The organism is Saccharothrix isguenensis (assembly GCF_052936305.1).
On record NZ_CP193626.1, the window covers coordinates 7869246 to 7883307 of the forward strand.

At 69.5% G+C, this 14062-nt stretch carries 12 protein-coding genes; 6 read left to right on the forward strand and 6 right to left on the reverse strand.

Annotated elements, in window-relative coordinates:
- Positions 1-42 precede the first annotated feature (42 nt).
- On the forward strand, positions 43-687 hold the full coding sequence (locus tag ACRAKI_RS35735; RefSeq protein ID WP_447004870.1) for an SCP2 sterol-binding domain-containing protein: 645 nt from the start codon (positions 43-45) through the stop codon (positions 685-687).
- A gap of 7 nt (positions 688-694) precedes the next feature.
- Positions 695-1909, forward strand: a complete 1215-nt coding sequence (locus tag ACRAKI_RS35740) for an acyl-CoA dehydrogenase family protein (RefSeq protein ID WP_447004871.1) — start codon at positions 695-697, stop codon at positions 1907-1909.
- Positions 1910-1962: 53 nt separating this feature from the next.
- Here the strand turns inward: ACRAKI_RS35740 and ACRAKI_RS35745 are convergent, their stop codons facing one another.
- Positions 1963-2226 (reverse strand): hypothetical protein, encoded by a 264-nt coding sequence (locus ACRAKI_RS35745; RefSeq protein WP_447004872.1) that lies wholly within the window; start codon positions 2224-2226, stop codon positions 1963-1965.
- 54 nt (positions 2227-2280) lie between these two features.
- A complete protein-coding gene (locus tag ACRAKI_RS35750; protein ID WP_447004873.1) occupies positions 2281-3021 on the reverse strand; it encodes a DUF3885 domain-containing protein in 741 nt (246 codons plus the stop codon).
- A gap of 44 nt (positions 3022-3065) precedes the next feature.
- Here ACRAKI_RS35750 and ACRAKI_RS35755 point away from each other — a divergent pair, with 44 nt between their 5' ends.
- Complete coding sequence (locus ACRAKI_RS35755) at positions 3066-3437, forward strand: VOC family protein (RefSeq protein ID WP_447004874.1); 372 nt, start codon at positions 3066-3068, stop codon at positions 3435-3437.
- Between the two features lies 1 nt (position 3438).
- Here ACRAKI_RS35755 and ACRAKI_RS35760 read toward each other — a convergent pair whose 3' ends face one another.
- From ACRAKI_RS35760 to pdhA, 4 genes are all read right to left on the reverse strand, one after another.
- The gene (locus ACRAKI_RS35760) at positions 3439-4338 is read right to left on the reverse strand and encodes a helix-turn-helix domain-containing protein (RefSeq protein ID WP_447004875.1); all 900 of its coding nucleotides are present in this window, start codon (positions 4336-4338) and stop codon (positions 3439-3441) included.
- Positions 4339-4588: 250 nt separating this feature from the next.
- Positions 4589-5971 (reverse strand): dihydrolipoamide acetyltransferase family protein, encoded by a 1383-nt coding sequence (locus ACRAKI_RS35765; RefSeq protein WP_447004876.1) that lies wholly within the window; start codon positions 5969-5971, stop codon positions 4589-4591.
- A gap of 10 nt (positions 5972-5981) precedes the next feature.
- Positions 5982-7004 carry an alpha-ketoacid dehydrogenase subunit beta gene (locus tag ACRAKI_RS35770; protein WP_447004877.1) on the reverse strand — a complete coding sequence of 341 codons (1023 nt, stop codon included), beginning with the start codon at positions 7002-7004 and terminating at the stop codon, positions 5982-5984.
- Complete coding sequence (pdhA, locus tag ACRAKI_RS35775; RefSeq protein ID WP_447004878.1) at positions 7004-8197, reverse strand: pyruvate dehydrogenase (acetyl-transferring) E1 component subunit alpha; 1194 nt, start codon at positions 8195-8197, stop codon at positions 7004-7006. The genes ACRAKI_RS35770 and pdhA overlap by 1 nt, the downstream gene beginning before the upstream one ends.
- Positions 8198-8670: 473 nt before the next feature.
- Between pdhA and ACRAKI_RS35780 the strand changes: the two genes are divergently transcribed.
- From ACRAKI_RS35780 to ACRAKI_RS35790, 3 genes are all read left to right on the forward strand, one after another.
- On the forward strand, positions 8671-10083 hold the full coding sequence (locus ACRAKI_RS35780) for a M20/M25/M40 family metallo-hydrolase (RefSeq protein WP_447004879.1): 1413 nt from the start codon (positions 8671-8673) through the stop codon (positions 10081-10083).
- A 289-nt stretch (positions 10084-10372) separates the two neighbouring features.
- Positions 10373-13054 (forward strand): MGH1-like glycoside hydrolase domain-containing protein, encoded by a 2682-nt coding sequence (locus tag ACRAKI_RS35785; protein ID WP_447004880.1) that lies wholly within the window; start codon positions 10373-10375, stop codon positions 13052-13054.
- 156 nt (positions 13055-13210) lie between these two features.
- The gene (locus ACRAKI_RS35790) at positions 13211-14029 is read left to right on the forward strand and encodes a transporter substrate-binding domain-containing protein (protein ID WP_447004881.1); all 819 of its coding nucleotides are present in this window, start codon (positions 13211-13213) and stop codon (positions 14027-14029) included.
- Positions 14030-14062 lie beyond the last annotated feature (33 nt).

A 14062-nucleotide genomic window follows, 5' to 3' on the forward strand; every position in this document is an offset into this window, starting at 1 on the left:
ATCAGTAGTCTTACCACGCAGTAGGTAGCGGAGGTGTCTCACATGACCATCGACCTCACCACCGAGGCGGTCGCGAAACTCGGTCCTCGGGAGCTGATCTCCACGCTCCAGCAGGTCGATCCGGGCGATCCGGCGCTGAAGGACGTCGACATCGACGTGATCGCGCGCGGCATCGACCCGAAGAAGCTCGGCCAGGACGAGTTCGCGGATCTGCTCGAAGCGCTCGGCGTGTTGGCCGACGGCGGCGCCGACCTGGACCTGGCGAAGATGGACGCGCAGAACTTCGCGCGGATCATCTCGCGCGCCTCCAAGGAGCAGGTCGAGGCCGTCACGTCCCGGCCCGGTCTGCGCGAACGCGTGCTGGACGAGGTGTTCCGCCGCATGGAGGCGCACTTCCGCACCGACCGCGCGGGCGCCACTCGTGCCGTCGTGCACTTCCGGCTGACCGGCGGCGCCTCTTCGGAGGACGTGTACGAAGCGGTCATCGAGGACGCCACGTGCACGATCAACAAGGGCGAGACCCGTGAACCCCGGGCGACCGTGACGTTGGGACCGGTGGAGTTCCTGAAGCTCGCGACCGGCAACGCGTCCGCGCCGGTGCTGTTCATGACCGGCAAGCTCAAGGTCAAGGGCGACCTCGGGTTCGCGGCCGGGTTCATGACCCTGTTCGACATTCCGAAGGCGTGAGGGGATCATGGGCGGCTTTTCGCTGGAGCTGAACGAGGACCAGGTCGACCTGCGCGCATGGGTGCACGGCTTCGCGAAGGACGTGATGCGGCCGGCGGCGTCCGAGTGGGACGAGCGGGAGGAGACGCCGTGGCCGGTGATCCAGGAAGCGGCGAAGATCGGCCTGTACGGGTTCGAGTCGCTGGCGACGTGGTTCGCCGACCCGGTCGGCCTGACGTTGCCCATCGCGACGGAGGAGCTGTTCTGGGGTGACGCCGGGATCGCGTTGGCGCTGATGGGGACGGGTCTCGCGGCGGCGGGGATCTTCGCGTCCGGCACGCCCGAGCAGCTGGCCGAGTGGGTGCCGCAGTGCTACGGCAGCGCGGACGACCCGAAGCTGGCGGCGTTCTGCGCGTCCGAGCCGCAGGCCGGCTCCGACGTGGCGGGGTACCGGACGCGGGCCGTGCACGACGAGGCCACCGACGAGTGGGTGCTCAACGGGCAGAAGGCGTGGGCGACGAACGGCGGCATCGCGAACGTCCACGTGGTGACGGCGGTGGTCGATCCGGCGCTGGGATCGCGCGGCCAGGCCGGCTTCGTCATCCCGCCCGGCACGCCGGGGCTGTCGTCGCCGGGGAAGATCAAGAAGCACGGGATGCGGGCTTCGCACACGGCGGACGTGTTCTTGGACGACGTGCGCGTGCCCGGTCGCTGCTTGTTGGGCGGGAAGGAACGGTTGGACGCCCGGCTGGCGCGTGCCCGTGAGGGGCAGAAGGCCGGCGGTCAGGCCGCGATGGCGACGTTCGAGACGACCCGGCCGACGGTCGGCGCGATGGCGGTCGGTGTCGCGCGGGCGGCGTACGAGTACGCGCTGGAGTACGCGAAGGACCGCTCGGCGTTCGGCCGGAAGATCATCGAGAACCAGGCCATCGCGTTCGACTTGGCGAACATGAAGATGGAGATCGACGCGGCCCGGCTGCTGGTGTGGCGGGCGGCGTGGATGGGGCGCAACAACGTTCCGTTCACGGCTGGTGAGGGGTCGATGTCGAAGCTCAAGGCCGGCGAGGTGTCGGTGTGGGCGACGGAACGCGCGATCCACATCCTGGGTGGGGCTGGGTACACGCGCGAGCACCCGGTGGAGCGGATGCACCGTGACGCCAAGATCTTCACCATCTTCGAGGGGACCTCGGAGATCCAGCGGTTGGTGGTGGCCAGGGCCATTTCGGGCATGCACATCAAGTGAGTCGACCTTCCCGGGCCGTCGTCAGGCCGCCTGGGAAGGGATGGGTGTTCAGGTCATGCGCTGCCCGAGGTGTCGCCATCGTGCTCGCCGATCCGGTGCACCGCCGGCAGGGCGGTGGGCGGTTCCGGGAACGAGAGCGGGCTGGGTAGGTCGCCGCACGGCGGACTGCCGGCCGGCACGTGCAGATCCATGCTGGTCGACCCTGGCGCCCGGGGGCGGACCACCTCGGCCTTGTCGACCTGTGCCTGGAGGAGCGGGTGATCGGACAGGACGTGACGGAGCACGGTCCGCTCAGCCTCCGACAGTTCACGGGCCATGCCGTTGTTCCAGTTCCGCTCAACGGCACTGTGGTGGAGCCTCCAGCGGGTCGTTCACAGGCCCATTGGGTGTCGCGACAGCCACTCGGCGTGCCGGGCCTTCAGCGCGTCGCGCTCCTCGCTGGTCGGGAGCAGGACGTCGGCCCCGCCGTCGTAGGGATGGTGGATCCGGGTCATCGCCACGTCGGTGATCATCACGTTGGCCTCCACGTCGTCCGCCACGTCGCGGAGCAGGGGGTCGATCGCACCGGTGGTCCAGGGGATCCGTCTGGCGTACAGGTGCCAGTACGTCGGGTCGTCCCGGTCGGGGTCGGTGCAGATCGTGGTCCAGTAGTCGGTTCCGGGCTTCGGGTCTTCACGCCACCGCATGGTGATGACGTAGACGTCCTCACCGGCGAACAGCTCGTCCAGGGCGGTGTTGTAGCGATCCAGCACCGTGGCGTACTCGGCCTCGTTCTCGGCGTATCGCTTGGACTCCGGCAGGCTGTGGAAGCGCACCCAGCGTTCCGGGTACGCGCGCTTCAGGTCGTCGGCCGCCGGGTTGCAGCGCCGCCAGTTCCGGTTCCACTGGTGGAGCAGGTCGGGGATCGGGTGCGACTCGCGCAGCCAGTCGTCCAGCTGAGCGACGATGTCGGTCGAAGTGGGGTTCACTTCGACCGCAGCCCGCCAGAGGGGACCTGCCAGCTCCAGGACCAGCGCTTCACGGCGCACGTCCGAGTAGAGGGTGTACTCGATCGCCTGTCGGAGCCACCTGTCCTGGTGGTCCGCGACCCAGTGGCACACGGTGTCGTTCAACGGTCGTCCTTCGTGTCCCCGTCGACGCCGTTAAGGTCGGGCGCATGGTCGGGGTGTTGCAGTGCGTTGTCCTTGATTGCCCGGAGCCTAAGGCGTTGGCCGCGTTCTACCAGGGCATTTTCGGCGGTGAGGTGGACAAGCCCGATCGCCGTTGGACGGTGGACGACGCGTGGTCGACGCTGCACGTCGAGGGTGGACCGGTCCTCGCCTTTCAGCGTGCCGTCGACTACGTCGCCCCCGAGTGGCCTGATCCGGCCAAGCCGCAGCAGTTCCACCTGGACGTCGGGGTGAAGGACCTCGGCGTGGCCAAGGCCGAGGTCCTTCGACTGGGTGGGACCTTGGTCGACGATTCCCACGAGGTGTGGTGGGTGTTCACCGACCCCGCCGGCCACCCGTTCTGCCTGGTCCGGGAGTGAGTCAGTGACCCGCTTCGGCCAGCCAGCGCCGTTCCGCGCTGGTGTCCGGAACGGGGTTGTCCCAGCCGTTGATCGTCGCCAGCAACGCCCAGTAGCGCTCCGCCCTCGGATCGCCGAACTCGTCCAGGCGTCGGAACAGCTCCGGGCCCACCGGTACGTCCAGGGCCTCCGACCACTTCTCGTCGACCCTGGCGACGACCGCTGCCGCCTCGGGTGAGCCGGGGGCGATACCGGCGTCCAACGCCTCGCGGGCTTGGGCGATCGAGTACTGGAACGCCTCCATCTGCGAGTTGCCGGACATGTCCGCGCCTTCGGCCCGCAGCTCCTGGTGCCGTTCCGACATGTGCCGGATCGACGCCCGGAAGTCCGGGTCGCGCACCAGGTTCGCCAGTTCGACCCACGCCTCCAGCTGCTCGGTCGTCGGGTCGTCGGGCAGCTCGACCCTGACCGACCGCATCATCTGCTCGAAGCCGGGATCAAGCTCCAACCCGCCGAACACCTCGTCGAAGAAGTCGTCCAGGATCCCCTGCCGCTCTTCCTCGGACAGCCGCGCCAGTTCGTGCACTACCTCCACCTCCCCGTTCCGCGCCACGACCCGCAGCACGGCCCGGCGCAACCGGAGCGTGCGCATCTGCGCGTCGATGGCTTCCGCGTGCGTCCGGGCCACGTCGGCCACGGACACCTCCCGCGCCAACACCCGCTGCGCCGTGGGCAGGTCCACGCCCAGTTCGCGCAAGGTGCGCACGAGCTTGAGCCGCGCCAACCCGTCGACGTCGTAGGTGCGGAACCCACCCGCCGTGCGCCCCGCCACGGGGATCACGCCGGAATCGGAGTAGAACCGGATCGTCCGCGTGGACAGCCCGGTCATCCGCGCCAGTTCGCCGATCGAGTAGTGCGTCACGGGACCACCTTGAACTTTCCAGTCACTGGAACTTCAACTGGTTTACCGGACCACCGGAGATGCGCCGGGCCGGTGGAGGCGTCCGAGTCGACGAGCACCACCCGGACGGTGTGGCTCGAAGCCCGCGTCCGCGACCGAGGCGAAGCGGTTCGGGGACTGGTGCTCCGACCGGACGAGCGGAACGACCACTGACGACGGTGGGGCGGACCCGAGATCCGGGTCCGCCCCACCGTGGTCCGACAGCGGGAACTCAGTACGTCATCGCCACGCCGGGATCGGCGAGCAGGGCGCCCACGTCGGCCAGGAACTGCGAGCCCTGTTGGCCGTCGACCACCCGGTGGTCGAAGCTGAGCGCCAGCTGGCAGACCTTGCGCGGCACGACTTGGCCGTCAACTACCCACGGCATGTCCCGGATCGCGCCCAGGGCGAGGATCGCCGACTCGCCCGGGTTGATGATCGGGGTGCCGGTGTCCACGCCGAAGACGCCGACGTTGGTGATGGTGATCGTGCCGCCCATCATGTCCGCCGGGGTCGTCTTGCCGTCGCGGGCGGTCGTGGCGAGGTCGTCCAGGGCCACGGCCAGCTCGCGCAGCGACATGCCGTCGGCGTCGCGGACCTTGGGCACCACCAGGCCCCGCGGCGTCGCGGCGGCGATGCCGAGGTGCACGTAGTCCTTGTAGACGATCTCCTGCGCCGCCTCGTCCCACGTCGCGTTGACGTCGGGGGTGCGGCGGGCGGCCAGGACGACCGCCTTGGCGGCGAACGCCAACGGCGTGAGCTTGACGCCCCGGAACTCGCGGGTGTCCTTCAAACGGGCTCGCAGTTCCATCATCGGCGTCACGTCGACCGTCAGGAACTCGGTGACGTGCGGAGCGGTGAACGCGCTGTCCACCATCGCCTGCGCGGTCGCCTTGCGGACGCCCTTGATCGGGACGCGGCGCTCCCTGGTCCCGCTGTCCACGACGGACGCGGGCGGTGCGGTGGGTGCGACGGCCTGTTCGACGTCCTCCCGGGTGATCACGCCGCCCGGACCGGAGCCCGACAGGGCGTACAGGTCGATGCCCAGATCCTTGGCCAGCTTCCGGACCGGCGGTTTCGCCAGTGGGACGTAACCGCCCCGAGCAGCGGGAGCGGGGGCCGGAGGAGCAGCAGGAGCGGGAGCAGCAGGAGTGGGAGCGGGAGCAGGAGCAGCGACAGGGGCGGGAGCTGCGGCCACGGGCGCCGGGGCGTCCTTGCGCGCACGGCGTTTCGCCGCACCCGCACGTGGGCCGTAGCCGACCAAGGTCGCGATCCGGCCGCCCGGCATCTCCTCGCCGATCTTGCCGTTCGACTCCGCGGAGGCGGCAGCGGCAGGAGCGGGCGCGGGAGCGGCCGACGCCGAGCCGGACGGGTCCACGTCGATGGTGATGATCGGGACGCCGACCTCGACCGTCTGACCGACCTCGGCCAGCAACTCGGTCACCACGCCGTCCCAGGGGCACGGCAGCTCGACGGCCGCCTTGGCGGTCTCGATCTCGACGATGACCTGGTTGACCTTCACCGCGTCACCCGGCTGGACGTGCCAGGTGAGGATCTCGGCCTCGGTCAGCCCCTCTGCCGTGTCGGGCATGGGGAACTGCTTGAACTGCGGCACAGCTATCCCCCTACCAGGCCAGCGAGCGGTCGACGGCGTGCAGCACGCGGTCGAGGTCGGGGAGGAACTCCTCCTCCAACTTCGACGGCGGGTACGGGGTGTCGAACCCGGTCACCCGCAGCACCGGCGCCTGCAGCGAGTAGAAGCACTCCTGCTGCACCTTGGCCGCGATCTCGCTGGAGATGGAGGACTCGCTCGGCGCCTCGGTCACCACGATCAGCCGACCGGTCCGCCGCACCGACTCGTACACCGGCGCGAGGTCGAGCGGCGACAGCGTGCGCAGGTCGATGACCTCCAGCGAACGCCCCTCCTCCTCGGCCGCCGCGGCAGCCTCGACGGACGTCCGCACGGACGGCCCGTACGTCACGACCGTGACGTCCGTGCCGGTGCGGAGGGTGCGCGAGCGGAACAGCGGTCCGGGCGCGGCGGTCGTGTCGACCTCGCCCTTCTCGTAGTAGCGCCGCTTGGGCTCGAAGAAGAGCACCGGGTCGTCGCAGTCGATGGCCTGCTGGATCATCCAGTAGGCGTCGGCCGGGTTCGAGCACGTCACGACCTTGAGGCCGGCGGTGTGCGCGAAGTACGACTCGGGCGACTCGGAGTGGTGCTCGACCGCGCCGATGCCGCCGCCGAACGGCACCCGGATCACCATGGGCAGCTTGAGCCGGCCCTGGGTGCGGTAGTGCAGCTTGGCGACCTGCGACACGATCTGGTCGAAGCCGGGGAAGATGAAGCCGTCGAACTGGATCTCGCACACCGGCCGGTAGCCGCGGATCGCGAGGCCCACGGCGGTGCCGATGATGCCGGACTCGGACAGCGGCGTGTCCAGCACGCGCTGCTCGCCGAAGTCCTTCTGCAGGCCGTCGGTGATCCGGAAGACGCCGCCGAGCTTGCCGACGTCCTCACCCATCACGATGACCTTGGGGTTGGCCTCCATCGACGCGCGCAGGCCGTTGTTCAACGCCTTGGCGATGGTCAGCGTCTGCACCGCGGCGGGCGCGGCGGACGTGGGGCGGTCCATCGTCGGAGCAGCCATCAGTGCTCACCTCCCGCGAACCCGGCGTGGTACGCCAGGAACTCGTCGCGTTGCGCTTCCAGGACCGGGTTGCCCTCGGCGTAGACCTCGCTGAAGATCCGTCCGGGGGGCGGGTCGGGCAGGTTGACGCAGTAGTCGCGCAGCTCGATGGCGATCTGCTCGGCCTCGGCCTCGATGGACTCGAAGAACGCCTGGTCGGCCCACTGCTGCTTGACCAGGTGCACCTTGACCCGCTCGATCGGGTCCTTGAGCTTCCACAGCTCCAGCTCGTCGGAGAGCCGGTAGCGGGACGGGTCGTCCGAGGTGGTGTGCGCGTCCATCCGGTAGGTGAACGCCTCGATCAGGATCGGGCCGTTGCCCTGGCGGCACTCCTCCAGCGCCCAGCGGGTGACCGCGAGGGTGGCCAGCACGTCGTTGCCGTCGACCCGGATGCCGGGGAAGCCGTAGCCGCGGGCCCGCTGGTAGAGCGGGAGCCGGGACTGGCGCTCGGTGGGCTCGGAGATGGCCCACTGGTTGTTCTGGCAGAAGAACACCAGCGGCGCGTCGTAGACCGCGGCCCAGACGAAGCCCTCGTGCACGTCGCCCTGGCTGGTCGCGCCGTCGCCGAAGAAGCAGACGGTGGCCTCGCCGTCGGCGTCGCCCACCTTGCCGTCGAACTTCTGGCCCATGGCGTAGCCGGTGGCGTTGAGCACCTGGTTGCCGATGACGATCGTGTACGGGTGGAACCTGGTCGCGACCGGGTCCCACGTGCCGTTGTCCGTGCCGCGGAAGATGCCGAGCAGGTCGGTCGGCTTGACGCCCCGGGTCCACGCGATGCCGTGCTCGCGGTAGCTGGGGAACGCCATGTCCTCCGGGCGCATGGCCCGGCCGGCGCCGATCTGCGCGGCTTCCTGGCCGAGCAGCGGCACCCAGATGCCCAGCTCGCCCTTGCGCTGGAGGGCGTTCGCCTCGCGGTCGACGCGGCGGACGAGGACCATGTCGCGGTACAGCCCGCGCAGTTCCTCGGCCGTGATGTCGATGTCGAAGTCCGGGTGCTGGACGCGCTCGCCCTCGGGGGTGAGCAGCTGCACCAGGTCGGCGCCGCCCTCGTCTGTCGCTCGCAAGCCTGCGATCACCTGTTCGGCTGTCGGTTTGGCAGCAGTGGCCGGGGCGGCATCCGGCCCTGGGTGCGTCCATTTCTCGGGGGACGACATGCGCCTTGTCTCCTCGTCTACGAGACCGCCCGGTCGCTTGTGACGACACTGCGCGGCTGCACCGCCAGTCGCCGTGCCCCTCGGTGTCGGGGTCGGTCAACCGTCGGCGCTGACGGTGTTCTCATCCACATCCTGACATGGCACCACCCCCGATGGTGAGTCCCATCCCAGTTCGTAACTCTTCACGCAGCGGCCTGACGTGCGCCAACGATCGGAAGACCAATCTTCGGCAGTCCGAGTAGGCCGTTCGGGCATCGAACGCGCTTGTCCAAGTTATCGCTTGTTAACTACCCACCGTAGGGCTTCGCACACGGCCGGTCGGCGGGAAGTGCCCACGTCGGCCCGCCGTGCTGTGGATGGACTACCGACCATCGGCAGACGCACCATTTCCACCAAGCGAAATCTCCGCGTCCGCGGTTTCGGATGCCGCTCGCGGGGCCCGTTCGCGAATCGGGCCGTGACAGGATCGGGACGTGGACCGTTCAGCGCTGACCCGTACCGTTCGCGGGCTCTGGGAGGACGACATCCTCCCGAGCCTGTCCGCCTTGGTCGCGATCCCCGCGATCTCCCCGTCGTTCGACCCCGAGTGGGCTTCGCACGGCCACCTGGCCGCCGCCGTGGAGCACGTGCGCGCCTGGCTCGCCGACCGCGACCTGCCGGGCGCCACCGTCGAGGTCGTCCAGCTGCCGGACCTGACGCCGGTGCTGCTGGTGGACGTGCCCGGCACGGCGCCGACGTCCGACACCGTGCTGATGTACGGGCACCTGGACAAGCAGCCGCCGGTCGGCGGCTGGGGAGAAGGGCTCGGGCCGTGGACGCCGGTCCTGCGGGACGGGCGGCTGTACGGCCGGGGTTCCGCCGACGACGGGTACTCCGGTTACGCGGCGATCGCGGCGATCGAAGGGGTGCGGCAGGCGGGCGGCACGCACTCGCGGTGCGTCATCCTGCTGGAGACCGGCGAGGAGTCCGGGAGCCCGGACCTGCCGGCGTACCTGGACCACCTGCGGTCCCGGCTCGGCGACGTGTCGCTGGTCGTGTGCCTCGACTCGGGCGGCAACGACTACGAGCGGATGTGGCTGACCACGTCGCTGCGCGGGCTGGTGCAGGTCACGATGACGGTTCGGGTGCTGGAGGGCGGGCTGCACTCCGGTCTGGCGAGCGGGATCGTGCCGTCGTCGTTCCGGATCGCCCGGCAGCTGCTGGACCGGCTGGAGGACTCCGCGACCGGCGAGGTGCTGCTCCCGGAGATGCACGTCGACATCCCGGAGGACCGGGTGCTCGAAGTGCGTGACGCGGTGGCGAGCGCGCCCGGCGTGCTGGTCGGCAGCGTGCCGTGGGCGGCGGGGACGCAGCCGGTGGCGTCGGACGAGGTCGAGCTGGCGCTGAACGCCGGGTGGCGGCCGACGTTGTCGGTCACCGGGGCGGACGGGCTGCCCGCGCCGGACGACGCGGGCAACGTGCTGCGGCCGTTCACCACGCTGGTGCTGAGCATCCGGCTGCCGCCGACGGCCGACTCGGCGGCGGTGATCGAGGCGATGCGGCGGGCGTTGACGACGGACGTGCCGTACGGGGCTTCGGTGGAGCTGTCGCGGGTCGAGGCGGCGGACGGGTGGAACGCGCCCGCGCCGGCCCCGTGGCTGCGGGAGACGTTGGACCGGATCGGCGAGGAGGTGTTCGACGCGCCGTGGCGGACGGTGGCGCTGGGCGGCTCGATCCCGTTCATGGGGTTGCTGCCGGAGGCGTACCCGGAGGCGCAGTTCCTGGTCACGGGCGCGGTCGGGCCGGACTCCAACTGCCACGTGCCGGACGAGTGGCTGCACCTGGCGCAGGCGGCGCGGATCACCGAGGCGGTGGCCGTGGTGCTGGACGCGCACGCACGGCGTTGACGGACCTGTCCGCAGACCACTCGACCGGGTCCCACCTCACGCTCGGTGGCCTGTTCGGCTGCCATCCGGCCCCGGAACCCACGAACGCGGTCCTCGTCCGGTCCGGCGCCACCGACAACGCGTGCTGGACCACCCGCCCCGAGCAGTCCGCCCCGCCGTAGTGGCAGGCCGGCCCCAGGCACGGAGAGTGACGTCGACAGTCCACCGACAAGGTCTGCAAACACCGGTCAGGACTGTGACCTAACCGACCGGTAACCGGTTAACTGGATCGATGCCGCACACTGGCCGAGTGAACGAGCAAAGCCGGCAAGCCGAGCGGACGCGGTTGGCGGAGTCCGACTCGCCCACCGCGCCGTGGCGTCTCTGGGGCCCCTACCTGGCCGGACGCCAGTGGGGGACGGTCCGGGAGGACTACTCGGCGGGTGGGGACGCGTGGACGTCCTTCCCGTTCGACCACGCCCGCTCGCGTGCCTACCGCTGGGGCGAGGACGGCATCGCCGGCATCTGCGACGTGCACGGTTTCCTGAACCTGTCCGTCGCTCTCTGGAACGGGCGCGACCCGATCCTCAAGGAGCGCTACTTCGGGCTCACCAACGACGAGGGCAACCACGGCGAGGACGTCAAGGAGCACTGGTGGGTCACCGACGGCACGCCGACGCACTCCTGGATGCAGGTCGTCTACCGCTACCCGCAGGCCGAGTTCCCCTACGCCGAACTCCGTGAAACGGCCAGGCGCGCCGGCCGCAACGAGCGCGAGCCCGAGCTGTCCGACACCGGCGCGCTGGACGAGAACCGGTTCTTCGACGTCCGGATCAGCTACGCCAAGGCCGGTCCGAGGGACGTCTGCGTCGAGCTGACCGCCACCAACCACGGCCCGGACCCGGCGCCGCTGCACCTGCTCCCGCAGCTCTGGTTCCGCAACACGTGGGCGTGGGGCCGCGACGACCGGATGCCGAGGCTGACCGCGTGCACGCGGGACGGTTGGCGCCGGATCACCGCCGAGCACGGCGCGCTGGGCCGCTACACGCTGCACGTCGAGGGCACGCCGACCCTCCTGGTCACCGACAACGAGACCAACGAGGTCGAGCTGTTCGGCACCGCGAAGAACCCGACCCGCTACACCAAGGACGGGATCGACCGGTACGTCGTCGGCCGCGACCCCAAGGCGTGCCAGGTCATCGGGCCGGACGACACGGGCGAACCCGGCACGAAGGTCGCCGCCTGGTACTCGTTCGACCCGGTCGAGCCGGGCGAGTCGGTCACCGTGCGGCTGCGCATGGTGGAGGGCGACGGGCACCTCGACGCGTTCGGCCCGAGCTTCCAGGACACCGTGGACCAGCGGAAAGCGGAGGCGGACGAGTTCCACCACACCGATCTGGACCCGAAGCGCGCCGCCGTGGTCAGGCGCGCGCTCGCCGGTCTGATGTGGAACAAGCAGCACTACCGCTTCCGGACCAGCGAGTGGCTGGACGGCGACCCGGCGCAGCCCGCCGCGCCGACGTCCCGCAAGAACATGCACGCCCGCAACGCCCACTGGCGGCACTTCGACGTGGCCGACGTGATCTCGATGCCGGACGAGTGGGAGTACCCGTGGTTCGCCGCGTGGGACCTCGCGTTCCACACCGTGCCGTTCGCGAAGGTCGACCCGGCGTTCGCCAAGGAGCAGCTGCTCCTGCTGTGCCGCGAGTGGCTGATGCACCCGAACGGCCAGCTCCCGGCGTACGAGTGGGAGTTCGGCGACGTCAACCCGCCGGTGCACGCGTGGGCGGCGTTGCAGGTCTACCGGTCCGAGGAGAAGAAGGACCGCAAGTTCCTCGCCAAGATCTTCCACAAGCTGCTGCTGAACTTCTCGTGGTGGGTGAACCGCAAGGACGCCGACGGCAGCTACCTGTTCGAGGGCGGCTTCCTCGGCATGGACAACATCGGCCCGGTGAACCGGTCCGAGCCGATGCTCGGCCAGTGGCGGCTGGAGCAGTCGGACGCCACGTCGTGGATGGCGGCGTACAGCCTGCACCTGATGCAGATCGCGCTGGAGCTGGCCCGGCACGACGAGTCGTACGAGGACGTGGCCACGAAGTTCGTGGAGCACTTCCTGAGCATCGCCGAGGCGTCCACCCAGTTCGGTTCGGGCGGGCGCGGCATCTGGGACGAGACGGACGGCTTCTGCTACGACGTGGTGTCCCGCCGGCTGCCGGACGGGCACGTGGAGTCCCAGCCGGTGCGGGTGCGGTCGATGGTGGGCCTGATCCCGGTCCTGGCGTGCGCGGTGCTGGAGCCGTGGGTGTTCGAGGAGCTGCCCGATTTCGCCCGGCGGCTGGAGCACCTGCTGTCGAAGCGGCCGGAGCTCCAGCAGTTCCTGAGCCGCAGCGGCGGCGGTGCGCTGCTCAGCCTGCTGGACGAGCGCAAGCTGCGGCGGGTGCTGAGCCGGATGCTGGACGAGGGCGAGTTCCTCTCGCCGCACGGCATCCGCAGCCTGTCCGCGGCGCACCGCGAGGGCCTGGAGGTGCAGGTCGCGGACCAGGAGCACCGGATGGGCTACGAGCCGGGCGAGTCCCGCACGCCGATGTTCGGCGGCAACTCCAACTGGCGCGGCCCGGTGTGGTTCCCGACGAACGCCCTGCTCGTGGAGGCCCTGCGGACGATCGAGGAGTTCCACGGCGGAAGGTTCCACGTGGAACTTCCCACTCGCAGCACCCGCCACGTGACGGCCGGGCGGGCGGCGGACGAGCTGGTCGGGCGGCTGGTGTCGCTGTTCCTGCCCGACCACGACGGGCGTCGACCGGCCGACGGCAAGCGGATCGAGTCGACGGATTCACCCTTGTGGCGGGAACACGTGACCTTCAGCGAGTACTTCGACGGGGACACCGGCGAAGGACTGGGCGCGACGCACCAGACGGGTTGGACGGCCCTGGTCGCCAGCCTGTTGACGGATCGTCGCCGAACAGGCGCTGTGGGTGAAGCAACCGAGTGATTTGGGCCAAACCACTGAACATCTTGTCGCTATCTGTCACTTGTGACGCAAGATTCATGCACACCGAAGCTCTGTAACACGCACGTGCTGTGCACTCAGTCACCCAAGTGGCAGTATGCCGAACACTCGACCGACACAGTTACAAGGAGTGACGCCGTGGCTCGCCTCACCAGGCACGCAGCGCTCGCCCTGTTCCCCGTGCTCGCCTTGGCGGCCACGATGACGGCGTGCGCAACCAAGGTCAACACCGGCTCGCAGGACAACGGGTCCGGCATTTCGCTTGTCCAGAGCGGCAAGCTGGTGACCTGCACCCACCTGTCCTACAAGCCGTTCCAGTTCTCTCAGGGCAACGAGACCGTCGGCTTCGACGTCGACCTCGTCAACCTGGTGGCGAAGGAACTGGGCGTCAAGCAGGAAATCTTCGACACGCCGTTCGAGGCGATCACCTCCGGTGAGGTCTTCAACACCGGCAAGTGCGACCTGGCGGCGGCCGGCATGACCATCAAGCCGGACCGTGCCGAGGTCATCGACTTCTCCGAGCCCTACTTCGACGCCTCGCAGGCGCTGCTGGTCATGAAGGACTCGCCGGTCAAGAGCCTGGAAGACCTCCGGGGCAAGAAGATCGGCGTGCAGCTGGAGACCACCGGCGAGATCTACTCCAACGAGAACGCCGAGAAGTACGGCTACACGGTCGTCCAGTTCGAGGACCTGCCGCTGATGCAGACCGCCGTGCGCACCGGCGCGGTGGACGCCGCGATGAACGACAACGGCGTGCTGCTGGACTACGTCAAGGAGTTCCCCGAGACCGCCGTGGTCGCGGAGTTCGACACGCAGGAGAAGTACGGCATCGGCATGAAGAAGGGCAACACCGCCCTGAAGGCCAAGGTCGACGAGGTGCTGAAGAAGGCCAAGGAAAGCGGCGAGTACGACATGATCTACGAGAAGTGGTTCGGCAAGAAGCCGGAGTCGAAGTAGTCGGCTGACCGCGGGGCCGGTGCTGCCAAGCAC

Coding starts and splice junctions, on each gene's coding strand:
- ACRAKI_RS35735 (WP_447004870.1), top strand. CDS start 43: ATGACCATCGACCTCACCACCGAGGCGGTCGCGAAACTCGGTCCTCGG.
- ACRAKI_RS35745 (WP_447004872.1), bottom strand. CDS start 2,226: ATGGCCCGTGAACTGTCGGAGGCTGAGCGGACCGTGCTCCGTCACGTC.
- ACRAKI_RS35755 (WP_447004874.1), top strand. CDS start 3,066: ATGGTCGGGGTGTTGCAGTGCGTTGTCCTTGATTGCCCGGAGCCTAAG.
- ACRAKI_RS35770 (WP_447004877.1), bottom strand. CDS start 7,004: ATGGCTGCTCCGACGATGGACCGCCCCACGTCCGCCGCGCCCGCCGCG.
- pdhA (WP_447004878.1), bottom strand. CDS start 8,197: ATGTCGTCCCCCGAGAAATGGACGCACCCAGGGCCGGATGCCGCCCCG.
- ACRAKI_RS35740 (WP_447004871.1), top strand. CDS start 695: ATGGGCGGCTTTTCGCTGGAGCTGAACGAGGACCAGGTCGACCTGCGC.